At 71.1% G+C, this 23,106-nt stretch carries 21 protein-coding genes; 4 read left to right on the forward strand and 17 right to left on the reverse strand.

What is annotated here, in order from left to right:
* Positions 1-26: 26 nt before the first annotated feature.
* From VIP82_RS08885 to VIP82_RS08940, 12 genes are all read right to left on the reverse strand, one after another.
* The gene (locus tag VIP82_RS08885) at positions 27-1,787 is read right to left on the reverse strand and encodes a glycoside hydrolase family 35 protein (RefSeq protein ID WP_331907730.1); all 1,761 of its coding nucleotides are present in this window, start codon (positions 1,785-1,787) and stop codon (positions 27-29) included.
* On the reverse strand, positions 1,784-2,434 hold the full coding sequence (locus tag VIP82_RS08890) for a bifunctional 4-hydroxy-2-oxoglutarate aldolase/2-dehydro-3-deoxy-phosphogluconate aldolase (protein ID WP_331907732.1): 651 nt from the start codon (positions 2,432-2,434) through the stop codon (positions 1,784-1,786). Before VIP82_RS08890 ends, VIP82_RS08885 begins: the two co-directional genes overlap by 4 nt.
* Before the next feature lie 31 nt (positions 2,435-2,465).
* The gene (locus VIP82_RS08895) at positions 2,466-3,371 is read right to left on the reverse strand and encodes a sugar kinase (protein ID WP_331907778.1); all 906 of its coding nucleotides are present in this window, start codon (positions 3,369-3,371) and stop codon (positions 2,466-2,468) included.
* Positions 3,372-3,407: 36 nt separating this feature from the next.
* Positions 3,408-4,256, reverse strand: coding sequence for a 5-dehydro-4-deoxy-D-glucuronate isomerase (gene kduI / locus VIP82_RS08900; protein ID WP_331907734.1), 849 nt, complete (start codon positions 4,254-4,256; stop codon positions 3,408-3,410).
* Positions 4,257-4,296: 40 nt separating this feature from the next.
* Complete coding sequence (kduD, locus tag VIP82_RS08905; protein ID WP_331907736.1) at positions 4,297-5,061, reverse strand: 2-dehydro-3-deoxy-D-gluconate 5-dehydrogenase KduD; 765 nt, start codon at positions 5,059-5,061, stop codon at positions 4,297-4,299.
* On the reverse strand, positions 5,058-5,936 hold the full coding sequence (locus VIP82_RS08910; RefSeq protein WP_331907738.1) for a fumarylacetoacetate hydrolase family protein: 879 nt from the start codon (positions 5,934-5,936) through the stop codon (positions 5,058-5,060). Before VIP82_RS08910 ends, kduD begins: the two co-directional genes overlap by 4 nt.
* Positions 5,933-7,135 carry a glycoside hydrolase family 88 protein gene (locus VIP82_RS08915; protein ID WP_331907740.1) on the reverse strand — a complete coding sequence of 401 codons (1,203 nt, stop codon included), beginning with the start codon at positions 7,133-7,135 and terminating at the stop codon, positions 5,933-5,935. Before VIP82_RS08915 ends, VIP82_RS08910 begins: the two co-directional genes overlap by 4 nt.
* Before the next feature lie 49 nt (positions 7,136-7,184).
* Entirely contained in the window at positions 7,185-7,907 is a 723-nt protein-coding gene (locus tag VIP82_RS08920) for a ferredoxin-NADPH reductase (protein WP_331907742.1), read from the reverse strand.
* Positions 7,908-7,911: 4 nt separating this feature from the next.
* Positions 7,912-8,865 (reverse strand): carbohydrate ABC transporter permease, encoded by a 954-nt coding sequence (locus tag VIP82_RS08925; protein ID WP_331907744.1) that lies wholly within the window; start codon positions 8,863-8,865, stop codon positions 7,912-7,914.
* The gene (locus tag VIP82_RS08930; protein WP_308866445.1) at positions 8,865-9,797 is read right to left on the reverse strand and encodes a carbohydrate ABC transporter permease; all 933 of its coding nucleotides are present in this window, start codon (positions 9,795-9,797) and stop codon (positions 8,865-8,867) included. The genes VIP82_RS08925 and VIP82_RS08930 overlap by 1 nt, the downstream gene beginning before the upstream one ends.
* A gap of 187 nt (positions 9,798-9,984) precedes the next feature.
* Complete coding sequence (locus tag VIP82_RS08935; protein ID WP_331907746.1) at positions 9,985-11,289, reverse strand: ABC transporter substrate-binding protein; 1,305 nt, start codon at positions 11,287-11,289, stop codon at positions 9,985-9,987.
* Between the two features lie 49 nt (positions 11,290-11,338).
* Positions 11,339-13,351 carry a DUF2264 domain-containing protein gene (locus VIP82_RS08940; RefSeq protein ID WP_331907748.1) on the reverse strand — a complete coding sequence of 671 codons (2,013 nt, stop codon included), beginning with the start codon at positions 13,349-13,351 and terminating at the stop codon, positions 11,339-11,341.
* Between the two features lie 197 nt (positions 13,352-13,548).
* Here VIP82_RS08940 and VIP82_RS08945 point away from each other — a divergent pair, with 197 nt between their 5' ends.
* Complete coding sequence (locus VIP82_RS08945) at positions 13,549-15,531, forward strand: heparinase II/III domain-containing protein (protein WP_331907750.1); 1,983 nt, start codon at positions 13,549-13,551, stop codon at positions 15,529-15,531.
* Positions 15,528-16,634, forward strand: coding sequence for a substrate-binding domain-containing protein (locus tag VIP82_RS08950; protein ID WP_331907752.1), 1,107 nt, complete (start codon positions 15,528-15,530; stop codon positions 16,632-16,634). The genes VIP82_RS08945 and VIP82_RS08950 overlap by 4 nt, the downstream gene beginning before the upstream one ends.
* 99 nt (positions 16,635-16,733) lie before the next feature.
* On the opposite strand, the gene VIP82_RS08955 is transcribed toward VIP82_RS08950, so the two are convergent.
* From VIP82_RS08955 to VIP82_RS08965, 3 genes are all read right to left on the reverse strand, one after another.
* Entirely contained in the window at positions 16,734-17,735 is a 1,002-nt protein-coding gene (locus VIP82_RS08955) for a Gfo/Idh/MocA family protein (protein WP_331907754.1), read from the reverse strand.
* Positions 17,736-17,917: 182 nt separating this feature from the next.
* Positions 17,918-18,760: an EamA family transporter gene (locus VIP82_RS08960; RefSeq protein ID WP_331907780.1), complete on the reverse strand. Its 843-nt coding sequence runs from the start codon at positions 18,758-18,760 to the stop codon at positions 17,918-17,920.
* Positions 18,761-18,840: 80 nt separating this feature from the next.
* Positions 18,841-20,106 carry a serine hydrolase domain-containing protein gene (locus VIP82_RS08965; protein ID WP_331907782.1) on the reverse strand — a complete coding sequence of 422 codons (1,266 nt, stop codon included), beginning with the start codon at positions 20,104-20,106 and terminating at the stop codon, positions 18,841-18,843.
* 80 nt (positions 20,107-20,186) lie between these two features.
* On the opposite strand from VIP82_RS08965, the gene VIP82_RS08970 reads away from it, so the two are divergent.
* A complete protein-coding gene (locus VIP82_RS08970) occupies positions 20,187-20,513 on the forward strand; it encodes a DUF2470 domain-containing protein (RefSeq protein WP_331907756.1) in 327 nt (108 codons plus the stop codon).
* A 45-nt stretch (positions 20,514-20,558) separates the two neighbouring features.
* Positions 20,559-21,212, forward strand: a complete 654-nt coding sequence (locus VIP82_RS08975; protein WP_331907758.1) for a biliverdin-producing heme oxygenase — start codon at positions 20,559-20,561, stop codon at positions 21,210-21,212.
* Positions 21,213-21,227: 15 nt separating this feature from the next.
* Here the strand turns inward: VIP82_RS08975 and VIP82_RS08980 are convergent, their stop codons facing one another.
* Positions 21,228-22,592: an ATP-dependent DNA helicase gene (locus VIP82_RS08980; RefSeq protein WP_331907760.1), complete on the reverse strand. Its 1,365-nt coding sequence runs from the start codon at positions 22,590-22,592 to the stop codon at positions 21,228-21,230.
* Between the two features lie 9 nt (positions 22,593-22,601).
* Positions 22,602-23,084, reverse strand: a complete 483-nt coding sequence (locus tag VIP82_RS08985; RefSeq protein WP_331907762.1) for a MerR family transcriptional regulator — start codon at positions 23,082-23,084, stop codon at positions 22,602-22,604.
* Positions 23,085-23,106 lie beyond the last annotated feature (22 nt).

Raw genomic sequence — 23,106 nt, forward strand, 5'->3', positions numbered from 1 at the left:
CGAGGCCGACGGTCGGCCCCCGCCGGCTACTCCTCCCGCGGCCCGAGCTCCGGCTCGGCGACGAAGCGGGCGACGGCGTCGGTGACGCGATCCAGCTCGATCACGACGACCGAGTTCTCCCCCGCGTGCACGGCGGCGGCCGGCACGTACAGCGTCCGCTGCGGGCCGCTGCTCCAGTATCTGCCCAGCAGGAAGCCGTTGATCAGTGCGTAGCCCTTGCCCCACCCCGCAGTGTCGAGGAAGAGGTCGGCGGGCGACTCGAGCGAGAACGAACCGCGCAGCAGGAAGGGGGCTGGTGTCGATCCGGCCACACCCTCGGGCGAGCCCGCGGCATCCGACACCGCCGCACCCAGCGCAGCGACGTCGATGGGCGTCGCCGTCCAGCCGGCCACCGGCATACCGCCGAGGGTCACCGGGCCGATGAGGCCCTTGGCCTCGCCCAGACGCGCGTCGTAGTTGACGCGACCCTGCTCCTCGACGAGCACCCTGACTCGGTGTCCACCGGGCACGACGAGGGCGTCCTCGTGGCGCGTGCGCGAAAGCGTGCCCACCGCGACGCCGTCGACCGACACCCACGCGTGGTCGCGCACCTCGCCGAAGCGCAGGACGCCACCGTGGCCGCCCGGCAGCTCCGCCTCGTAGGAGACGAGGGCGCTGAGATGCCGGAGCTCCTCGAACGTCGGTGGGGTCTCGTGACACTGCCCGGCCGGCGCGGTCGGCACCGCGACCGCCGTGAGCGCGACGTCGAACACGGGAGCGGCACCACTGACCGTCGGCACCTCGTCGGGCACGGGAGCGTACTTGGTGATGACGTCGCGGAAGGCGAAGTACTTGTCAGTTGGGTCGCCCCGCTCGTCGAGCGGTGCGTCGTAGTCGTACGAGGTCACGATGGGCAGGTAGCGCCCCTTGTCGTTGGCGCCGTTGGTGAGGCCGAAGTTCGTGCCGCCGTGGAACATGTAGAAGTTCACCGATGCGCCGGCCGCGAGGAGGGTGTCCAGCTCGGCGGCCGTCGCCGCAGCGGGCGTCGTGTGGTGGGCATTGCCCCACCAGTCGAACCAGCCGTCCCAGAACTCCGCGCACATGAGAGGTCCGGTCGGCTGGTGACGGCGAAGCGTGCCGAGACGCTCCGCGGCGCGGGAGCCGAACGAGCCGGTCAGGTGCACGCCCGCGACGCTGCCGTCGGTCAGCATCTGGTCGGTCGGCTGGTCGATGGTCGTCAGCGGCACCGTGATGCCGGCGTCCTTCGTCACGCGCACGAGGTGCTCGAGATACGCGGTGTCGTCGCCGTACGCCCCGTACTCGTTCTCGATCTGGACGAGCACGACGGGCCCGCCGCGGTCGATCTGACGCGGGGCGACGATGTCGTACACCCGCTGCAGGTAAGCGGTCACCTCGGCGAGGTAGAGCGGCTCGGACCGGCGAAGTCCGACACCCTCGAGCCCAGTCAGCCACACCGGCAGACCACCGTTATGCCATTCGGCGCATATGTAGGGCCCGGGGCGCACGATCGCGTGCATCCCCTCCGCCGCGACGAGGTCGAGGAACGCACCGAGGTCGTTCCAGCCCGTCGCATCCCACTCGCCGTGCACCGGTTCATGGGCGTTCCAGGCGACGTATGTCTCGATGGTGTTGAGTCCCATGAGCCGCGCCTTGCGGATGCGGTCGGCCCACTGGCCGGGGTGCACGCGGAAGTAGTGCAGGGCGCCAGCGAGCACCCGGAACGGCTCTCCGTCGAGCAGGAAGTCGGTCTCGCCGATCGCGAACGAGCGAGCCTCAGCCGCCGTCATCGGACGGCCGTGCGAGTGCGGAGCACCTCGGCGAGCCGCTCGAGCTGCGAGGCGTCCTCGAGGGCCGAGCCGACCGCTGCGACGCGCACCCCGGCGTCGAGGAACTCCTCCACGTTCGATGCGTTCAGACCGCCGGTGGCGACGAAGCGCACCTGCGGGAACGGGCCGCGGATGTGCGAGAACCAGCCGTTGCCGAGCCAGGTCGCCGGGAACGCCTTGAGCCAGGTGAGCCCGAGCGACACCGCCAGCTGCACCTCGCTGGGGGTCGCGACGCCGGGGAGGATCGGGATGCCGGCATCCTGCGCCGCCCGCACCACGACCGGATCGAGCCCGGGCGAGACGAGGTACGCCGCACCGGCGTCGCCGGCGAGCGCCACCTGCGCGGGGGTGATGATGGTGCCCGCGCCGACGCTCTTGCCGCGGCTGGCGGCCAAGGTGACGACCTCGCGCAGCGCGCGCTCGTCCTCGTCGGTCTGCAGCGGCACCTCGACGGAGTCGATGCCCAGGTCCCATGCCGTCTGCGACAGACGCACCGAGCGCTCGACGCCCATGCCTCGCAGGATGGCCATGAGCGGTGCCCCGGCGAACGCCGTCTCGAACCACTCGCCCTGGGCCGCGGCATCCGTTCCGGTCGCTGGTGAGGTCATGTCGGATTCCTTCGTCTTTCGGATGTCGGTGTCACCGGGTGCGGTCGACGGGCGCGCCCGGCGCGGGCTCGTCGATCGAGTCGGTGGTGGTCTGCAGGGTGCGCGCGGCGCGCTCGTGTCCGGCGCGCAGGCGGTCGGCCACGGGAGCGCCGAAGAGCCGTCCGGCGAGGTAACCGCCGGCGAACGCGTCGCCGGCGCCGACCGGCTCGACGACCTCGACGACCAGGGCCGGTTCGAACACCTCGTCGGTGCCGACGAACGCGGTCGCGCCGACGTCACCGTCCTTGACGATGAGCTCTTCGACCTCCGGCAGCAGCGCGCGCACGTCGGCGGCGGTGGCCGTGCCCCACAGGGTCTCGGCCTCGTCGCGGCCGACGAGCACGATGTCGGCGCCGCGGGCCAGCTCGAGCAGCACCGGGGCGGCGGTCTCGGCCTCCCACAGCGGCGCGCGGTGATTGACGTCGAACGACACCGGCACGCCGTGCTCCCGCGCGCGGGCCATGACGCGTGCGAGGAAGGACGACGCGGATGCCGAGATCGCGGCCGTGATGCCCGACACGTGCAGCAGGTCGACGCCGTCGAACGACACCGCGTCGGCGTCAGCGTCGCTCAGGTGGGCGGCCGCGGAGCCGCGGCGGTAGTAGAGGACGCCGTTGCCGGGGTCCTTCACGTACAGCCCGGTCGGGTGGGCGCCGTCGAACACGACCCGCGAGACGTCGACACCGCGGGCGGTGAGCTGCCGCGCGATGCGGTGGCCGAGCGCGTCGTCGCCCAGGCGGCTGAACCACACGGCGCGGTGGCCGAGCGCGGCCACGTGGGCGGCGACGTTCGACTCCGCGCCGCCCGCGTCGAGCAGGAACGCGTCGGCGTCCGACACGGGCGCCGCGACGACCGGCGTGACCATCGCCATCGTCTCGCCGATCGCGAGCAGGGTCATGGGCACCGCCCCAGCGTAGTCAGGCAGAGGCATCCGTCAGCGCAGGTCGGTGACCGGCGCGGCATCCATGTCGTCGAAGGCCTGGTTCTCGCCCGCCATCGCCCAGATGAACGTGTACGACGAGGTGCCGACGCCCGAGTGCAGCGACCACGAGGGTGAGATGACGGCCTGACGGTCGGCGATCACGAGGTGACGCGTCTCTTCGCGCTCGCCCATGAGGTGGATGACGCGGGCGTCCTCGGGCAGGTCGAAGTACAGGTAGCACTCGGTACGGCGGTCGTGGGTGTGCGCGGGCATGGTGTTCCACATCGAGCCCGGGTGCAGCTCGGTGACACCCATGACGATCTGGCAGCTCTTGACGCCGTTCTCGTGGATGTACTGGTTGAGCGTGCGGCGGTTCGAGGTGAGCTGGTCGCCGAGCTCGCGCACGGTGCCCTCGCCGGGCGAGACGAGCGCGGACGGGTAGGCGGTGTGCGCCGGTGCCGAGAACAGGTAGAACTGCGCGCCCGACTCCTCGCCGTCGACGTCCGCGAACGACACGGAACGGATGCCGCGGCCGAGGTACAGGCAGGCGCCCTTGACGAGCGTGTAGACCTCGCCGTCGGCGGTGACCTTGCCGGTGCCGCCGACGTTGATGATGCCGACCTCGCGGTGCTCGAGGAAGTAGTCGCTGCGGATCTCGGGGTAGCCGCCGAGCTCGAGCACCCCGCCGGCCGGCACGGCACCGCCCAGCACGATGCGGTCGTGGTGCGTGTACGTCAGCCGGATCTCACCCGGCACGAAGACGTCGGGGATGAGGTACGTGTCGCGCAGGTCCTGCGTGGTCATGCCCGGGATCTGGGCGGGGTTGGTCGCGTAGCGCTGCGGGATGTGCGTCTGGGTCACGGTTCTCTCCTGGTGTGCGTGAAGTCGTGTGGGGGAGTGGTCAGCGGACGAGCCAGCCGCCGTCGACCGGGATGACCGCGCCGGTCAGGTACGCCGCGGCGTCCGAGGCGAGGAATACGAACACGCCCTGCAGATCGGATGGCTCGCCCCAGCGTCCTGCGGGGATGCGCGAGAGGATCGATGCGGCGCGGTCCTCGTCGGCGCGCAGCGGCGCGGTGTTGTCGGTCGCCATGTAGCCGGGGGCCACGGCGTTGACCGTGACGCCGGCCGACGCCCACTCGTTCGCGAGCGCCTTCGTGAGGCCGGCGACGGCGTGCTTGGACGCGGTGTATGCCGGAACGAGAATGCCGCCCTGGAAGGACAGCATCGACGCGACGTTGATGATGCGGCCGCTCCCCTGAGCGAGCATGTGACGGCCCGCGGCCTGCGACAGATGGAAAACGGCGTCGAGGTTGACCGCGAGCACGTCGTCCCAGTCGCCTAGCGGGTACTCGGCGGCGGGCGCACGGCGGATGGTGCCGGCGTTGTTGACCAGGATGTCGAGCCCGCCCAGTTCGGCGATCACCTCGTCGACCGCCGAGGCGAGCTCGTCGGGGGCTGCCGAGACGAGATCCCGCTGGATGCGGTGGACGCGGCGGCCGGTCGCCGCGATGAGGTCCGCGGTGGCCGACGCGTCGCCACGGTCGAGCAGCGCCACATCGGCGCCTGCTTCGGCCAGCGCGACGGCTGCGCCCTGACCGAGGCCGCGGCTCGAGCCGGTGACGAGTGCGACCTTGCCGTCGAGGCGGAACGAGTCGAGGATCATGCGGCGGCCTCCTGAGCGGCGACGAAACGGGTGGTGAGCTCGCCGATGCCCGAGATGCGCACCGTCACCGCGTCGCCGTCGGCGAGCGGGCGGTGCGCCTCCTGGGCGGCGGGCAGCTTCTGCGGGGTTCCGGTCGAGACGATATCGCCCGGCTCGAGCGTCAGCACCTGGCTGAGGTGGTGGATGACGTACGCCACGCTGAAGATCGTGGTCGACGTGGACTGCGACACGGTCACGACGCCGTCGCGGACGACCTCGACGAGGAGATCCTGCGGGTCGGGCACCTCGTCGGGCGTCACGACCCACGGGCCGAGCGGTGCGAAGCCGTCCGAGCACTTGCCGAGCGCCCACTGGCTCTGCCGCCGCTGCCAGGCGCGGTCCGACACGTCGTTGAGGATCGTGTATCCGCCGACGTGGTCCAGCGCGTCCTCCAGCGACACCCGCCGCGCGCGGCGGCCGATGACGACCGCCACCTCGCCCTCGTAGTCGACGTCGGTCGCCCCCGGCGGGATCACGACCGGCTCGTTCGGGCCCGCCAGCGTGTTCGGGGTCTTCACGAACACGTCAGGGTAGTCGGGGTCGTTCGCGGTCGGATCGACGCCGTCCGGCACGTGACCGCGATAGTTGTAGCCGAGGCACAGGATCTTGCCCGGCGTCACCGGGGCGGCGAGCGCCGCAGGATCGAACGCCGGCAGGTGCGACGGGTCGGCGGCCGCCCTCTCGCCCGCAATGGACAGGGCTGCGGCATCCGTCAGCAGGTCCTCGACCGAGCCGGCGAGATCGCCCAGGTCCAGCACCCGGTCGCCCTCGGCACCGGCGACCACGGCCGCCGGTCGCGCGCCGCCGTCGGAGCCGATGTACGTGACGAGCCTCACCAGTACTTCCTCCACGTGGGGCGCGCCACGCGCATGAGCGCCTCGAGGTAGAAGTAGTCGCCCCAGAGCGTGCCCTCGTCGACGCCGTTGCCCTTCGGCAGGTCGTACACCGAGTGCAGGATGAGAGCGTCGGAGTCCTCGGGCGTCGCGGGCGTGTAGTTCGCGATCAGCGACGCCAGCATCGCATGCGCCCGTGCCGTCCACTCGGCCGCGCGCGCGGCATCCGTCTCGACCTTGGCGAGCTCGAGCAGACCGCACACCGCGATCGCGGCGGCAGAGCTGTCGCGCGGCGCGTCGCTGCCGTCGGTGTAGACGAGGTCCCAGAAGGGCACCTCGTCGGCCGGGAGGTGCCGAAGGAAGTACTCGGTGCAGCGACGGGACGCGTCGAGCAGGCGTTCGTCGCCGGTCACCGCGTAGTTCATCGCGAAGCCGTAGATGCCCCACGCCTGGCCACGTGCCCAGCACGACTCGTCGAACGCGCCCTGCTCGGTGGCGCCGCGCAGCGGCTCGCCGGTCTCGGCATCCCAGTAGAACGTGTGGAACGTCGAGTCGTCCTCGCGCAGGATGTGCTCGCGCAGCTGTGCGGTGTGCCGCGCGACCGCGTCGGCGAATCGCTCCTCGCCGGTCTGCTCGTGCGCCCATGTCAGCAACGGCATATTCATGAGGCTGTCGATGATCGTGCGGCCGCGCTGCGCCGGGTCGGACAGGTCGCCCCACGCCTGGATGATGCCTGCGGGCTCCAGGAAGCGGCGCATCAGGTGGTCGGCGGCCAGCAGGGACGCCTGCCGGGCGTCCTCGTCGTCGACCAGCCGCCACGCGGCGACGGTCGACAGCGTGTAGAGGAAGCCGAGGTCGTGGGTGTCCAGATCCTCCTCGGCGCGCACGCGCCGCTCGAAGTCCGCCGTGTCGACGAGTGCGGCGTCGCGGTAGGCCGCGTCGCCGGTGAACTCCCACGCGAGCCACAGCATTCCGGTGCGGAAGCTGGTCGTCCACCCGCGGTTGCCGCCGACAGGGATGCCGCCCTCGGCGGGGCGCACCTCGTAGCGGTCGTCCACCGTGGTGTCGTCGGGGTACGCGCCCCCGAAGGTCGCGATGTTGCGGCGGATCGTCGACAGCGCGGCGGTGATCGCGTCGTCGGCCGCGATGCGCTGATCGGCGGGCGTGGCTCTGGTGCCCGGAGCGGGCGAGGTGGACGTCATGGGGAGGGAATCCTTCTGAAGTGCGAGTGGAGGACGGATGCCGCGGACCTCAGGCCTGCGCGGTCGCCTTCTCGTCGAGATCGAGTACGGGACGGAGCGTGTAGCGCGAGTTGGTCCACGCGAAGAAGAGGGCCGCGGATGCCGTGAGCCCGACCCCCAGCGCAGGGGCGGTGGCGAACACGGCGAGCTGAGCGGCCAGGGCGGCGAGCGAGACCGCGGTGAGGTACCAGCGCCGCAGGCTCAGGTACAGGCTCGCGCGCACCACGTCGCGCAGCCGCGCGGTCGGCACTTCGGCGACCGCGACGAGGGCCACCAGGCCCGCCGCGATCGCGACGAGCGCCAGCACGCCCAGGAGCGGCACCGTGATCACGGCGGCGGCCGTGTTCGACAGCATCCGCACGTCCACGAGGAGCACGACGATGACCGCCGTGACGGCCGTGCCGATCAGGAGCGCACGGCGCCACGTGTCGCGGAGGCCCGCGAAGAACGCGCGGATGGGGCCGAGGCCCGCACCCGTGCGCGCCCCGTCGCCGTGCTCGCGGAACGCGCGGAACGCAGCGGCGATACCGGGCGCCGCGAGCGGCGCGGCCACCGCGAGCAGCGGCCACGAGTACGCCGGGTCGGTGGTCACGAGCAGCACCACCATCGGCAGGCACGCGACGACCAGCAGGAGGTTCACGATCAGCGCGAGGTAGATCATCCCGATGAGGGAGGCCCACGTCTCGTGCGAGACCAGGCCGTTGAGCCGGCTGAGCAGACTGGGCTTGTTCACGGTGTCAGCCCTTCAGCCCGCTCGTCGCGATGCCCTCGACGAAGTACTTCTGGCCGAGCAGGAAGATGATCGCGATCGGGACGACCGAGATCGTCAGGCCCGCGAACAGCAGCGCGTAGTTCGTGTCGTACAGGTTCGATACGAAGCCCTTGAGTCCCAGCTGGATCGTCCAGAGGTTCGGGTCGCGCAGATAGATGAGCGGTCCGAGGTAGTCGTTCCAGGTGTTGACGAACGTCAGCAGGGTCAGCGAGGCGAGCGCCGGGATCGACAGCGGCAGCATGATCTTGCGCCAGATCGCGTACTCGCTGAGGCCGTCCAGGCGAGCGGCCTCCGAGAGCTCCTCGGGGATCGTCTCGTAGAACTGCTTCATCAGGAACACGCCGAACGCGCCGAACGCCTGCAGCAGGATGATCGCCCAGAGGGTGTTCGACACCTTGAAGTTCGACAGCAGGATGAACTGCGGGATCATGTACGACTGCCACGGCACGGCGATGGTGCCGACGTACAGGAGGAACAGCACGTCGCGACCGCGGAAGCGCATCCGCGCGAAGCCGTAGGCGGCGAACGAGCCGGTGAGCACCTGCAGGAACGTCACCACGACGGCGAGGAACAGCGTGTTGCGGATCCAGACGAGCATGTTCGACTCGGACCAGATGTCGATGTAGTTCTGCCACACCCACGTCTCGGGGAGCCACTTCACCGGCACCGAGAACACCTCGTTGGAGGACTTGAACGAGCTCAGCACCATCCACACGAACGGCGTCAGCAGCCCGATCGCGAAGATGACGAGCCCGACGTACATCGCGATCCGCGCCACCCGGCGACCAGGGGTCAGCTTCTCGGTGGCGACGGGAGGCTCGGGGGTCTCCTCGGCGAGCTTGCGCAGGCCGCGACGCGCGCTCGAGGGCGCGGTGTAGTCGGCGACCAGGAGGTCGGCATCCTTGATCTGCTCGGCCATCAGCTGCTCCGCTTCTTGTTCCAGAGGAACTGCACGATCGTGACGATGATGCACATGAAGAACAGCGCCACCGAGGCGGCCGACGCGTAGCCGAACTGGCTCTCTTCGAAGCCCTTGCGGTAGATGAACTGCGACATCACGAGGGTCGACTGACCCGGTCCGCCGTCGGTCATGACGAGGATCAGGTCGAAGATCTTGAACGAGTTGATCGTCAGCATCACGGTGACGAAGAACATGGTGGGACGCAGGCACGGCAGCGTCACGTTGACGAACCGCTGCCACACGTTGGCGCCGTCGACGCGCGCCGCCTCGTGCAGCTCGCGCGGCACGGTCTGCAGGCCCGCGAGGAACAGGATCATGTAGTAGCCCATGTCGCGCCACGTGCCGACGATCACGACGGCGGGCATCGCCCACTCGGGGGACGTGAGCCAGCCGGGAGGGTTCTGGATGCCGATGAACCGGAGGAACTCGTTGATGGGGCCGTACTCGGGGCTGAAGAGCAGGTTCCACACCACCGCGATCGCGACGATCGAGGTGATGTACGGGAAGAACGCGGCGGTGCGGAAGAACGCGACGCCGCGGAGCTTGTTGTTGAGCAGGAGCGCGAGGCCCAGCGAGACGAGGATCGTCAGCGGGATGTGCAGCACCGAGTAGTAGAGGGTGTTGACGACGGAGACGCGGAAGCTGCCGTCGCCGATGAGGCGCTGGTAGTTGGCGAAGCCGACCCAGTTCGCGGTGCCGAAGACGTTCCAGTTCGTGAACGACATGTAGAACAGCACGACGATGGGAACCAGCGTCAGCAGGCCGAAGCCGATGAAGTTGGGAAGGATGAAGCTCCACCCGATGAGGGTGTTGCGCAGCCGCAGCCTCGAGCGCCGGCGGCGCACGGGCGGCGGCGCGATGCCGGCCTCTGTGGCGGTGATGGTCGCCATGGCGGACCTCCAGGTGCGATGAGAAAGCGGGGTGCGGTGGCCGGCCCGCCCGCGGGGGAGCGGGCCGGTCACCGGTGACCCGGTGTCGGCGCCTCGGGCGCCGCGGATCGGGGGCCCTCCGGCAGGCTCGGGGACGAGTCCGCGAGCCTGCCGGAGGCGTGCTGGAACGGGTGGGACGAGCCGCGGCTCAGTCGGTGCCGACCTCGTTGGCGACGCGGTCCTGCGCCTCCTTGATCGCGTCCGGCACGGAGGTCGAACCCGACATGATCGCCGTGTGCATGTCGCCGAGGATGCCCTGGATCGCGGCCGCCTTGTTCGACGTCGGGTTCTCGGGGTGCACCTCGTGGGTCGAGTACGCGAACTTCGACAGGTCGTCGGTGGGGGCGCCGTCGACCGAGAAGTAGGTGTCGACGACCGCGTCGGTCAGCAGAGCCGGCGTGATGCCGATCTGCGCGAGGACCTGGGCGCCCTCTTCACCCGCGGCGAACGCGAGGAACTTCTTCGCGGCCGCGACCTTGGACTCGTCGATGCCGGCGTTGATGCCGAAGCCGGTCGGGTCGCCGAAGGTCACCGGGGTGTTGTCGAGACCGGCGGTCTTCGAGTCGACCTGCGGGATGGGCGCGATGCCCCACTCGAAGTCGTCGGCGTCGCCCGAGGCCTGCTGGGCGATGAGGGTCGCGACGAACCACGTGCCCATGGGCATCATGGCCGCGTTCTGCTTGCCGAACTCGCCCTGGTAGGTGAGCTGGTTCGCCTTCGCGGTGTTGTAGTCGACCTGGTCGCCACCGTCCTGGAGTGCGAGCACGTTGTCGTAGAAGGGCTCCATGTACTCGTACTCGCCCTTGAGGATGTCGCCGTCGGACTGCGCGTTGGCGAAGCCCTGCACGGTCGACTGCCAGTTGTGGAGGTACGTGCCCTTGGCGGTGCTGCCGGCGGCTGCGAGGCCCTCGGTCAGCGCGGCGGCGGCGTCGCTGTAGTCGTCCCACGTCCACGAGCCGTCGGGGTACTCGACGCCGGCCTGGTCGAACAGCGCCTTGTTGTAGTACAGGACCCACGAGTCGTTGCGGTAGGGCACCGCATAGGCGGTGCCGTCGACCTCGTACGACTTCGCGCCGCTGATGTCGTCGGGCAGCTCGACGTCCGACACGTCGAGGAGCTGGCCGCCCTCGACGAACGTCGGAACGAACTTGACCTCCTTCTGCGTGATGATGTCGGGGCCGGAGCCGGCGGCGAGGTCGGCGGTCAGGAGGGTGTTGTACTCGGCCGCGTCGTAGCCCTTGAGCTCGATCGTGACGTCGGGGTTCTCCTCGTGGAACGCGTCGGCGAGCGCCTGGAACTCGGGCGTCGTGTCGAGGCTCCAGCCCGAGAGCGAGAGCGTGACCGGACCCGACGACTCCTCGGGCGCGGCTTCCTCGCCACCGCCGCTGCATCCGGCGAGAGCGAGCGTGGCGACCACGGCGATGCCGGCCGCGGCAGCGTATGAGCGCTTCATACTGGGGGTACTCCTTTGTGATTGCGGACCCGTCCTCGGGCCCATCGGGTTACCGGTTCGCGACGGACGCTGTTCCGGGGTGTGCGAGGCGACTCGTGGTCGCCGTCCCGTCCGGCCAGGTGACCGTGACGGTGGTCTCGTCACCGTCGGCCTCGAGGGCGACGGTCGCCGCATCGGCGGGCGATGCGAGGTCTTCGGTGGTGAGCTCGACGAGCGTGGCGATCCACGCGTCGACCTGCACCGGGTAGGTCGCGACCGGCACGGCGGCGACGGGTCCCAGCGGGCTCGCGTCCTCGCGCGTCTCGATGCTCGTCGTGCCGTCGCCGAGAAGGGGACGGATGCTGCTGCGCAGCCTGTTCGCGGATGCCGAGGCTGCGGCATCCGCGGTCTCCTGTTCGACCTTTTCGGCCGCCAGCGCCCAGCCGCCCACCCGGAGGCGCAGCGACGCGGCCTCGATGCCGGGTTCGAGGGAGTCGACGCGCGCGAGGCGCACCTCCCACGGACCGCGCACGAGCGAGTGGACCTCGACGACGCCCGCGACCTCGACGTCGCCGTCGATACCCGAGCCGTGGCGCTGTGCCGACGGGCGCAGGTCGATCCAGTGGGCGCGCGAGACCGAGGCGGCGATGCCGAGGCGGCCTCCCTCGTCGTCCTGCACGCGCACGTCGAAGAGGTCCATCGCGGCGCGGTGGGTGGCGCGACCCGCCGCGTCGAGGAGGGCGACCGACTGCTCGAGCGGCTCCTCCCACGCGCGCTGGTTCGCCAGGGGACCGGCGGCGGTCGAGTAGCCGATGCGGGCATACAGCGGCGAGTCGCCGACGAGGCTGCCCGCGGCGGCGTGGTCGGTGCCGTGGTTCGCGATCCGGACGATGCCGTCGGCGCGGGTGCCCGAGATCACCCAGCCGGCGGGGCGCACGGCGCGCAGTTCATCGCCGGCCTCGATCGGCAGCGGCTCGCCCTCGGCGGCCCAGACCGGGTGGTCGGCCGGAAGCGAGATGCCGAGGAGGCCCTTGACCGCCCAGTACGGCGAGCCGGGGCCCGAGTACGACTGCGCGAGCTCGCGCCACTCGTGGTGCCAGCCCATGGTGAGGACGCCGTCCTCGCCGGGCACCGCGCGCTCGGCGAAGTGCGCGACGACGGCGTTGGCGGCACGGCGCAGCTGCCCGAGCGGAACGGACGGCACCTCAGCGATCGCGCCCACCCAGAAGGGCGCGGCGGCCGCGAAGCGGTAGATGAGGCTGCGGCCCTGCACGAGCGGCGAGCCGTCGGCGCCGACGAGGGCCACGGCATCCTGCAGGAATCGGTCGAGCCGCACGATGTCAGCTGCGGTGCGGCCATCGGCGAGCTCGCCGGCGCCCTGCATGCGAGACCACAGCACGGGGTACGTGTGCAGCGCCCATCCGACGTAGTGGTCGTAGGAGCGCTCGAAGCCGTCCGAGATCCACCCGTCCTCGCGCACCAGCACGTCGTGCAGCGCCAGGTCGTCGGCGATGTCCTCGGCCGACCAGGGGCCGCCGACCGAGCGGAGGAACGTCTGCACGACGACGCGGAACCACAGCCAGTTCGTCTTCGGGTAGGTGGCGTCGCCCACGACGGGCGCGAGGTAGGCGATGACGCGCTCCTGCGTGAGAGCGTCGAGGCGGTCCCAGATCCACGGACGCGTCATGTCGAGCACGAGCGCCAGCGACGCGGCCTCGACCTTGGACTGCGCGTGCTCGTCGAGACGCACCCAGCGGTCCTCGGCATCCGGGTCGACCCCCGTGACGATGCCGCGGCGGTAGAAGTCCGCGAGCTCCTCGGTGCCTTCGCCGCGCGCACCGGCGATGCGGAACCCGGCGAGGAGGAACGTGCGCGCGAAGCCTTCGAGCCCGTCGACCGCGTGGCCGTAGCCGCCTTCGGCGCCGGGGAAGTGGATGCGGGCGGCACCGGGCGACGCGTGCGAGCGGGCGGTGTCGAGCAGGCGGTCCGCGTAGGCGAGCCACTCGTCCCGCGTCCACTCACGCGCAGCCCAGGCGGAACCCGTCGCGTTGCGCGCCGACGTGGTGGGCTGCTGGACCGTCACTGGGATCTCCCTCGATGCCTTCTTCTCGCCGCTATGGGGGTCAGCGGAAAGCGAACGTTTGGGACTGTATCAACCCGATTCGTTCATTGCAAGACTGTTTGAGATTCGTTATGATCGTTTGTGATCGGTTTAGTAGTCCGAACCGACCAGACCGCACAGTGCACCCCCACCATGGTGAATCAACGAGGAGGACCCAGATGACCGCGAGATTCCGGGGGGCGCTGGCCGCGATCTACGAACAGCAGGCAGGTGTGGACGCCGCGGGCTTCCCGGCCGCGCTGGCCACGCTCCTCGCGTCTCCCGATCACGCGCTCCCCGTAGCGGCCTCGGACGACCGCGGCGTCTGGGGCCCGCAGGGCACCGCCGACTCGATAGCCGTCCGCGACGTGCTCGCACGGGCCGCCGCCGACCGATCCACCGCCTGGCCCGTGCCCCTGGCGACGGCCGCCGCGCGCCTGCACGACGACGGCGACCGCGAAGGTTGGGAGAGCATCGTCTTCGAGCGACAGCGGCGCCTTGCCCGCGCCGCGGTCGCCGCCGCGCATCACGCCGACGACGGCGAGGTCGGGGCCGCGTGGCTCGCCGACGTGCTCGACGGCGTGTGGCTCATCTGCGAGCAGAGCTCGTGGTGCTGGCCCGCGCACGACGACGCGTTCCGCGAACGGGGCTCCGTGCTCCCGACGGTGACCGAGCCGTACCTCGACCTCGGCGCGGGCGAGGCGGTCGCGCTGCTCACCTGGGTGGACCAGCTCCTCGGCGAGCGCCTCGAAGCCCGGTACCCCGGCATCCGCTCCCGCATCCGGCACGAGGCGCGCCTGCGCGTGTTCGAGCCGTTCACCCGGCGCCGCGACTGGCACTGGATCGGGCTCGACGGCGACGTGCACAACTGGAACCCGTGGATCCACGGCAACGTGCTGCTCGCCGCGCTGCGCCTGCTCGACCGACCCTCCGAGGCCGACGAACGCGCGGCCGTCGTGGCGCTCGCGATCGAGGGCATCGATCGGTACGTCTCGGCGCTCCCGGCCGACGGCGCGATCGACGAGGGCTACGCGTACTGGTGGAACGGCGCGTGCCGCGCCCTCGAGGCGCTCGACCTCGTGCGCCACGCGACCGGGGGAGTGCTCGATGCCTCGGGCATCCCGGCGCTGCGTGAGACGGTCGCCTTCCCCCACCGCATGCACCTCGGCGGCGACTGGTACCTCAACCTCGCCGACGGGCAGGCACGCGTCTCGGCGGCGCAGCCGTGGCACGCGCTGCATCGCGCAGCCCGCAATGCGCGGGACACGGATGCCGCCGCCCATGCCGCGTCGCACCGCATCGCCGGCGCCCCGGCGGCCACCGAGCACGAGGGCTTCGGCCGGCTGCTGCGCGGCATCACCGATCCGGCGTGGGTCGACGCGGCCGAGGCGCCGTCGCCGTTCCCGCGCGAGGTGTGGCTGCCCTCGACCGAGGTGCTCCTCGCCCGCGAAGAGAGCGGCACGAGCCGCGGACTCACCCTCGCCGTCAAAGGCGGACACAACGGCGAGCACCACAACCACAACGACGTCGGCTCGTTCGTCGTCGCGTCCGACGGCGTGCCCGTCATCGTCGATGCCGGTCGTCCGACGTACACGCTGCAGACGTTCGGCCCCGACCGCTACGACATCTGGACGATGCAGAGCGGGTGGCACAACGTGCCCGTGATCGGCGGCCTCGAACAGAGTCCGGGCGCCGGGTTCGCGGCATCCGATGTGGATGTCTCCCTCGCCGACGACGCGGCGGCGTTCGCGCTCGACCTCTCGGGCGCGTACCCCGGCGCGGCGCCGTGGCGGCGGTCGGTTCGCCTGGAGCGGGCGGCGCGGCGCGCGGTGGTCGAGGACTCCTGGACGGCCGCCCCGGTCGCTGAGTCGGCGACGGTCGCGCGGCAGGACGCGCCCACGCAGGTGCGAATGCTGCTGGCCGGCGACGTGCGCCAGGATGCAGGATCCATCGTCGTCACGCCGCTCGACGGCGCCACCCCGGTGCGCATCTCGTGGCCCGAGGGCATCGCGGCGTCACTCGTCGTGCGCGAGCTCGACGACCCCGTGCTCTCGAGCGTGTGGGGCGCGCGACTCACCCGGCTGGATCTGGACGTGACGACGCGCGACAGGGTCGCCGTCACGATAGAACTGGACCTGACGAACGCGGAGGACGCCCGATGACCGACCAGACACCGGCACTGCTGGCCGCAGAACGGCGGGCGCACGTGCTGGCGACGCTCGAGCGCGACGGCGCCGTGCGGGTCGCGCAGCTGATGGACGAACTGGGCGTCGCGCCTGTCACCCTCCGCCGGGATCTCGCGCAGATGGAGCGCGAAGGGCTGCTCGTGCGCGTGCACGGCGGCGCTGTTCCCGCTGCCGGCGCGTTCGACGACGTCGAGCCGGGGCATCCGCTCTCCGCGGCTCGCACCGGATCGATCGCGATGCTGGTGCCGTCGCTGAGCTTCTACTGGCCGAGCGTCGTGCGCGGCGCCGAGACCGAGGCCACCCGTCACGGGCTGCGCGTCGTGCTGCGCGGCGCGTCGTACGAGCTGCAGGACGAGCGCCCGGTTCTCGAGCGCCTCGTGCACGCCGACGGCGTGCGCGGTCTCGTGGTCGCGCCGAACACCGACACCCCGCATGCCCAAGACGTCGTGCAGTGGCTCGCCGCGTGCGGCGTGCCCAACGTGCTCGTCGAGCGCGACGCCGTGGTGCTGCCCGAGGGCAGCCCCGTCGAGAACGTCACCACCGACCACGCCCTCGGCGCGGTGCTCGCCGCGCGCCACCTCGCAGCGCTGGGCCACCGCCGCGTCGGGCTCATCATCGCCCGCGACTCCCCGACGTCGCGCAAGATCACCGCCGGATGGCAGGCCGCCTGCCTGGAGCTCGGCCTCACGCCCTCGGACCACTTCGAGACGAGCCTGCCGCCGCGCACCAGCCCGGACTTCTCGGCGGTCGTCGACGCGACGCTCGACGCAGCGCTCGCCAACTCCGTCACCGCGATCCTGGTGCACTCCGACCCGGAGGCGATGGCGTTCGTCGACCTCGCCCTCAACCGCGGCATCTCGGTGCCCGGCGACCTGTCGGTCGTGGCCTACGACGACGAGGTCGCCGAGCTGTTCACCCCGGCGCTCACCGCCGTCAGTCCCCCGCGCAACTCGGTCGGACGCGCCGCGGTGGACCTCCTGGCGCGGCGCATCGAGGATCCGACGCGCCCGGTGCACCGCGTCGTGCTGAACCCGACCCTGAACGTCCGCGGCTCGACCGCCCCACCCCGCGGCGCCTGACCTTCAGAACCGCCGCAGCGGGGCCCGCGGGCGGATCACTGTGGGCGCTTGCCGCGGGACTCCGGCCGGGGGAGGCGCGATGGCGCTGAGCCGGAGCCGTCAGCCGGCGAGAGCGGCCGCGCGCCAGTCCGTCAGCACGCGCGCGGCGGCACGCGTGTGCGACCAGGGCATCTGGGGCACCTCGAGCCGGCCCTCGGCGATGGCGAGCGACAGGGCGTCCGCTTCGGCCGCCATCGGCTGCACCACCGGCACCTCGATCACCCGCTCCTCCCCGCCGCGCCGGACGATGAGGGTCGACGGGCTCTCGGTGCGGCTGCCCCAGACGTTCGGGAGCACGACCTCCGCATCCGCGAACCGCAGGACGCCGGTATCGGGCAGGTCCTCGATCACGGACGTGGCGATCGCGGCGGTGACGCCGCCGAAGGCGATCACCGCGGATGCCGTGCCGTCGACGCCCGACACCAGCTCGGCCTCGAACGCGCGGTAGTCCGGCACATCGATCGGCTCACCGGCAGCGGCGGCGAGGTCGATCGCGAGAGCGAGCGGATAGCAGCCCACGTCGAGGATCGCCCCGCCCGCGAGCGCCGGGTCGAACAGGCGGCCTTCGTGCGCGCCCGCCGCGAAGCCGAACGCGCCATCGACACCCTGCAGCGCGCCGAGCTCACCGCCGGTCACGAGGTCGCGCAGCGCGTCGGCGAACGGCCCGAACCGCGTCTTGAAGGCCTCGAGGAACGGCCGCTGCGTCCGCCGAGCCGTGTCGAGGATGCGCTCGACCTCATCGAGGGTCGGACTCGCGGGCTTCTCGCACAGCACCGCCTTGCCCGCTTCCAGCGCGCGGATCGCGAGGTCGGCGTGCGTCGTGTGGACGGTTCCGACGTAGACCGCGTCGACGTCGTCGCGGCCCAGGATCTCGTCGTAGGTTCCGGATGCCGCGGCGCCGTGCTCCGCCGCGAACGCCGCCGCGCGCTCCGCCGACGAACTGCCGACCGCGTGCAGCACGCCGTGCCGTGAGGCACGCAGTCCCACCACGAAGTCCCGGCTGATCGCCCCCGGGCCGAGCACGGCCCATCTCGTCTGCACCGTGTCGTCCGCCTGAGTCATGGCCCCGATCGTATCGAGCCGCCGGTCGCGGCGTCGCACGCCGCCCGCGGCATCCGGCCGTCAGCCGCGCTGCCCGCAACAGGTGTTCCCCCTCGCTCCGTGGCCGCCACGACGACTGTCCGGGTCCGCCGCCGCGGAGCGCAGGGCTGCCGACGCCGCCTGCGCCATCCGAAGCGGCCGTGTCAGGCGATCGGCTCCGCGGCTTCTCGAGCTGCGCGGGACGAGGAGCGCACCGCGCCGATGCTCGCGGCGATGACCAGGCCGATGCCGGCGATCTCGAGCCAGGTCATATGTTGTCCGAGGAATATGAAGCCGGCGAGAGCGGCTGTCGCGGGCGCGAGGCTCATCAGGATCGCGAACACCGCTGCCGGCAGGCGCCGGAGGGCGATCAGCTCGAACGCGTACGGGATCGTCGACGAGAGGATGGCGACGGCGGCGCCGAGCGCGACCATCTCGGGGCGCAGGAGGGCGGTTCCGGCATCCGCGATCCCGAACGGGAGGGCGATGACCGCTCCGACCGTCATCGCCAGGGCGAGCCCGTCGAGCTTGGGGAAGGCCCTGCCCACCCGCGCCGACGCCAGGATGTAAAAAGCCCAGCTGCCCGCCGCACCGAGCGCGAACAGCACTCCGAGCGGGTCGAGCCGGTCCCACCCGCCGCCGCCCAGCGCCACGACACCGGCGAGCGCGAGCACCGCCCAGAGCCAGGCCGATGCCCGCCGCGCAGCCACGATCGACAGCACGAGCGGACCGAGCACCTCGATGGTCACGGTCACGCCGAGGGGCAGACGCTCGAGGGCCAGGTAGAACAGACCGTTCATCAGCGCGAGCACGAGCCCGAACAGGGCGACCCCGGTCCAGTCGGCGCGGGAGTGTCCGCGCATCCGGGGACGCGCGATCAGGAGCAGGATGATCGCCGAGAAGACGAGCCGCAGCATCACCATGCCGAGCGGGCCCACCTGCGGGAACAGCAGCACCGCGATCGACGCCCCGACCTCCTGGCAGGCCAGGCCCGCGACCACGAGCAGGATGGCCGGCGTCGTCAGGGATCGGCCGGGCTCGCTCGCGCCGGTGGCGCCCGCACCTCCCGAGCCCGCTCGGGCCTGCACTACGTCGCCGGCGGCGTGCACACCGCGGCGGCGGCGATGGCGTCGTGGTACTGCTCGGGCGTCCAGGGGAGACCGGCCTCGGGCACGGTCTGACCCGTCGCCGCGGGCGCCTTCGACGCGATGGCCGCGAGCTCCCACGCGAGGTACTCGCCCACCGCGGCGTCGGCGGCCGAGTTGTTGAGCACCACGGCGACCGTCAGCCCGGTCTCCGGGTCGGCGAAGGCGGCGGTGATGTAGCCGGGCACCTTGCCGTACTGCCCGATGAGGGATCCCGCGATCAGCGCACCGCCGTCGGCGGTGTACCACGACGGCCCGTCGGCGGCGACGGCCACCGGAGCGCCGAAGCGGTCGTCGTCCGCCACGAGCGCGCCGGAGGCGAGCGCCTGCACGTAGCGTCCGAGATCCTCGATGTCGGTGACGGCGCCGGCGTCGGTGAATCCCGTGCTCGAGGACGCGGCCGTGAGGTCGATCGGGGCAGCGCAGTCGAGGGCACCCTCAGGTGTGTTGACGGACTGCCCGCCCTTCAGCACGCCCTCTGCGGGAAGGTCGCCGAGAGCCGTCGCATCGAGGCCGAGCGGATCGGCGACGTAGGTCTGGATGAGCTGCGCGGCCGTCATGTCGGTCGCGCGCTCGAGGGCGAGACCCAGCAGCAGGTAGCCGGCATCGGAGTCGCGGTACGCCGCGCCCGGCTCACTCGTCCGGGGCTGCCCGAGCCCGAAGCTGGCGAGGTAGCGCGGATCCCAGTCGCGGGCAGGATTGGAGATCCACGACGCGTACAGCTGGCCCGCGTACGAGCCGATGCCCGACGTGCCGTCGCAGAGCTCGAGCAGGGTGACGTCGGCGAGGTCGGGGACGCCCGACACGTACTGGGTGACGCTGTCGTTCAGCTTCAGTTTGCCGTCGGCGGCGACCCGGAAGAGCACGTCGCAGGTCATGGCGCGCGTCACCTTGCCGGCACGGAACGCCAGGTCGGCGCTCACATCGCCGCCGCCGTCAGGGCGCTGGGTGCCGAGGCCCGCCACCCAGGTGCCGCTCCAGGGCGCCCAGACGCCGACGATGGCGCCGGAGGACCCCGTGGTGCCCATCGCGTGGGTGACGGCATCCGTCAGTCGCTGCACCGTCTCATCGGGCAGGGAGGCCGCCGCCTGGGGAGGCAGGTCGGGCTCGACCTCGCCGCCGAACGAGCATCCCGCCAGGAGCAGAGCGGACGCGACGGCACCGGCGATGACCGCGATGGCGCGGCGACGTGTAGACCGGGTCCGCATTCTCACCCCCCGACGATCGTGCAATGAATTCAAACACACACCGGTGGCTTGCGTTGCACGGCGATCCGTAGGGTGTGAGCATGACCCACTTCTTCGACGACGACGCCCGCACGGGTGTGCTCGGCCATATGAACGGCGACCACGGCGATGACAACCTTCTGATCACGCGGGCGTTCGCCGCGGACGCGGGGATCACGACGGCCGAGATCACGTCTTCGGTCATGACCGGGTTCGACGGCGAGCGTGGCGTGTGGCAGGCGACGCTCGTGGACGGTTCGACGGCCGAGGTCGCGGTGCCGTGGCCGTCGGGTCCGATCTCGGAGCGCCGCGAGGTGCGCCGCGAGATCGTCGCGCTGTACGACGAGGCGTGCCGGCGTCTCGATGTCGAGCCACGGCCGCACGCATAGGAAACTTTTAGTTAGGTTGGCCTTATCTTCAGTTAGCATGAAGGTATGAGCGACCTGATCCCGTTCTCCACCGCCCTGCGCGAGCGCTCGAGCAGCTCGCACTCGTCGAGTGAGCACTCCGGCTTCATGGCCGACCTCATGAAAGGGGAGGGCACGCGCGACGACTACGTCGCGCTCGTGGCCCAGCACTGGTTCATCTACGAGGCGCTCGAGCGCACGGCGGGCCAGATGCGCAACGATCCCGTCGCCGCGGTGTTCATCTCCGACAAGCTCACGCGCCTTCCCGCGCTCGAGGCCGACCTCGAGTTCCTCGTCGGCCCCGACTGGCGCGAGCGGATCCAGGCGCTGCCCACCACGCAGCGCTACGTCGATCGCATCAACGAGGTGGGCGCAACCTGGGCCGGCGGCTTCGTGGCGCACCACTACACCCGCTACCTCGGCGACCTGTCGGGCGGTCAGTTCATCGGCCGGCTGATGGCCCGCCGCTTCGGGTTCGACACGAACGGAATCGGCTTCTACCTGTTCGAGGACATCGCCGATCCGAAGGCGTTCAAGGACGTCTATCGCGAACAGCTCGACGCCGCCCCGTGGGATGCCGCCGAGCAGGAGCGCATCATCGACGAGGTCCTGCTCGCCTACCGCTTCAACACTGAGCTCTTCGAGGATCTCGCCCAGGCGAAGGCCGCCCAGGTCGCCTGACCCGGCCGGATCGGCCTACGACACCGCCGCGCCGCGCACGGCGGACGCCATGAAGCGGCGCACGTCGGGGTCGACCTGGATGTCGCGCGGCCGCAGCGGTCGCGAGAGGTAGAGCCCGTCGAGCGAGGTCAGCCGCGACAGCGCGACGTAGGTCTGCCCGGGGGCGAACGCTCCGGACCCGAGGTCGATGATCGCTCGGTCGTAGGTCTTGCCCTGCGACTTGTGGATCGTGACCGCCCACGCGAGGCGCAGCGGGAACTGGGTGAACTCCGCGACGATGTCGCGAGTCAGCTGCTTGGAGCCGGGATCGTACGAGTAGCGGTACTTCTCCCAGACCGAGGGCTCGACGTCGAATTCCTCGCCCTCGACGTCGACGCGCACCGTCTCGCCGGCGATCCGGGTGACGGTGCCGATCGTGCCGTTGACCCAGCGCGGCGGCTCACCGAACGACCCGGTGTCGTTGCGGAGGAACATCACCTGGGCGCCGACCTTCAGCTTGAGCTCGATGTCGGCCGGGTAGGCGGCCTCCCCGCGCCCGAAGTCGCCGCTGACCTCCGCCATCGCCGTCTGCTCCCGTCCGACGAGCTCGTTGAGGTGCCGGCGGTTGATGTTGTTGACGATGTCGTTGCGGGTCGCGAGCGTGATGATCGGGTGCTCGCCGTCGACGGGGCCGGGCGGAGTGCGCGCACCGGTGCCGTTGAGGACCTCCGCGATGTCGGCGGTCACCCGGCCGTACCGCACGGCATTGAGCATCGCCTTGAACGCCGGGTCGGATTGCCGGTGGATGTCGACCAGCTCGCGGATGTTCAGGTCGGCGCCGTACGAGCCGACGTCGAGGATGCCGTCGCTCGCCGCCTCGCCCACCCACACCTTGGCGTCGAAGAACCAGAACGAGCGGTAGTGGTCGCGCACGTACCGCAGCTCGTCGCCGCGGGGCGGCACCGGGGCGAGCTGGTACGGGTCGCCGAACATCACGATCTGCGCGCCGCCGAAGGGCTCGCCCCGGCGCCCCCGCGCCTTGCGCAGGGACCGGTCGATCGCGTCCATGAGGTCGGCGTTGACCATCGAGATCTCATCGATGACGAGGGTGTCGATGGCGTTGAGCAGCTTGCGCGTCGCGTCGGACTGGTCCTCGTCGTGCGCGCCGATGATCCCGAGGGGCAGTTTGAACAGCGAGTGGATCGTCTGGCCCTCGACGTTCAGCGCCGCGACGCCGGTCGGCGCGCACACCGCGATCTGCTTGTTCGTGTTCCACGCCAGGTGCTGCAGCAGCGTCGACTTGCCGGTGCCGGCCCGGCCCGTGACGAACACGTGCTCGCGGGTGTCTTCGATGAGCCGGAACAGCGCCTCCTGCTCGGGGGACAGCGGCGGGGTGTTCACCGATTCATGCTAACGAGCCGCCGCCGCATCGCGGCCGTGCGCGCCGTGATCGGTGGAGTGCGCGCCGTCGTCCACAGGCGTCTCAGCCTCGCGCCAGGTGCCCGTGCCCGCCACGACCTCGTCCATGATCGCCCGGAATCTCGGGCACGTCGTGATGTCGTGCGAGCGGCAGTTCAGGGCGTGCTCGGTCATCAGCCGCGAACGCTCCATGTCGGCCATCCGCCGCGCGAGGTCGGCGAGGTGCTCCTCGAGCACCCGATGGCGCTCCGGCGCCTGCTCGTCGAGCAGCACGCCGATCTGCTCCAGGCTCATGCCGGCGCTCTTGCTGCGCACGATCACGCCGATCCGCACCAGGTCGTCGTCGCCGTAGCGGCGCCGGTCGCCGCCGTCGCGCTGCGGGCGCAGCAGGCCCACGTCCTCCCAGTGGCGCAGCACGTGCGTGGGCAGCGAGAACCGGGCCGCGGCATCCCCGATCGACAGACTTGACTTCATGTCGACATGAAGTCACAGGATC

Source organism: Microbacterium sp., from assembly GCF_036566905.1.
GTDB lineage: Bacteria > Actinomycetota > Actinomycetes > Actinomycetales > Microbacteriaceae > Microbacterium.

Excerpts from the sequence above, each read along its gene's own strand:
- VIP82_RS08885 (WP_331907730.1), bottom strand. The coding sequence starts at position 1,787 with ATGACGGCGGCTGAGGCTCGCTCGTTCGCGATCGGCGAGACCGACTTC.
- VIP82_RS08890 (WP_331907732.1), bottom strand. The coding sequence starts at position 2,434 with ATGACCTCACCAGCGACCGGAACGGATGCCGCGGCCCAGGGCGAGTGG.
- VIP82_RS08895 (WP_331907778.1), bottom strand. The coding sequence starts at position 3,371 with ATGACCCTGCTCGCGATCGGCGAGACGATGGCGATGGTCACGCCGGTC.
- kduD (WP_331907736.1), bottom strand. The coding sequence starts at position 5,061 with ATGATCCTCGACTCGTTCCGCCTCGACGGCAAGGTCGCACTCGTCACC.
- VIP82_RS08915 (WP_331907740.1), bottom strand. The coding sequence starts at position 7,135 with ATGACGTCCACCTCGCCCGCTCCGGGCACCAGAGCCACGCCCGCCGAT.
- VIP82_RS08925 (WP_331907744.1), bottom strand. The coding sequence starts at position 8,865 with ATGGCCGAGCAGATCAAGGATGCCGACCTCCTGGTCGCCGACTACACC.
- VIP82_RS08930 (WP_308866445.1), bottom strand. The coding sequence starts at position 9,797 with ATGGCGACCATCACCGCCACAGAGGCCGGCATCGCGCCGCCGCCCGTG.
- VIP82_RS08935 (WP_331907746.1), bottom strand. The coding sequence starts at position 11,289 with ATGAAGCGCTCATACGCTGCCGCGGCCGGCATCGCCGTGGTCGCCACG.
- VIP82_RS08945 (WP_331907750.1), top strand. The coding sequence starts at position 13,549 with ATGACCGCGAGATTCCGGGGGGCGCTGGCCGCGATCTACGAACAGCAG.
- VIP82_RS08950 (WP_331907752.1), top strand. The coding sequence starts at position 15,528 with ATGACCGACCAGACACCGGCACTGCTGGCCGCAGAACGGCGGGCGCAC.
- VIP82_RS08955 (WP_331907754.1), bottom strand. The coding sequence starts at position 17,735 with ATGACTCAGGCGGACGACACGGTGCAGACGAGATGGGCCGTGCTCGGC.
- VIP82_RS08965 (WP_331907782.1), bottom strand. The coding sequence starts at position 20,106 with ATGCGGACCCGGTCTACACGTCGCCGCGCCATCGCGGTCATCGCCGGT.
- VIP82_RS08970 (WP_331907756.1), top strand. The coding sequence starts at position 20,187 with ATGACCCACTTCTTCGACGACGACGCCCGCACGGGTGTGCTCGGCCAT.
- VIP82_RS08975 (WP_331907758.1), top strand. The coding sequence starts at position 20,559 with ATGAGCGACCTGATCCCGTTCTCCACCGCCCTGCGCGAGCGCTCGAGC.
- VIP82_RS08985 (WP_331907762.1), bottom strand. The coding sequence starts at position 23,084 with ATGAAGTCAAGTCTGTCGATCGGGGATGCCGCGGCCCGGTTCTCGCTG.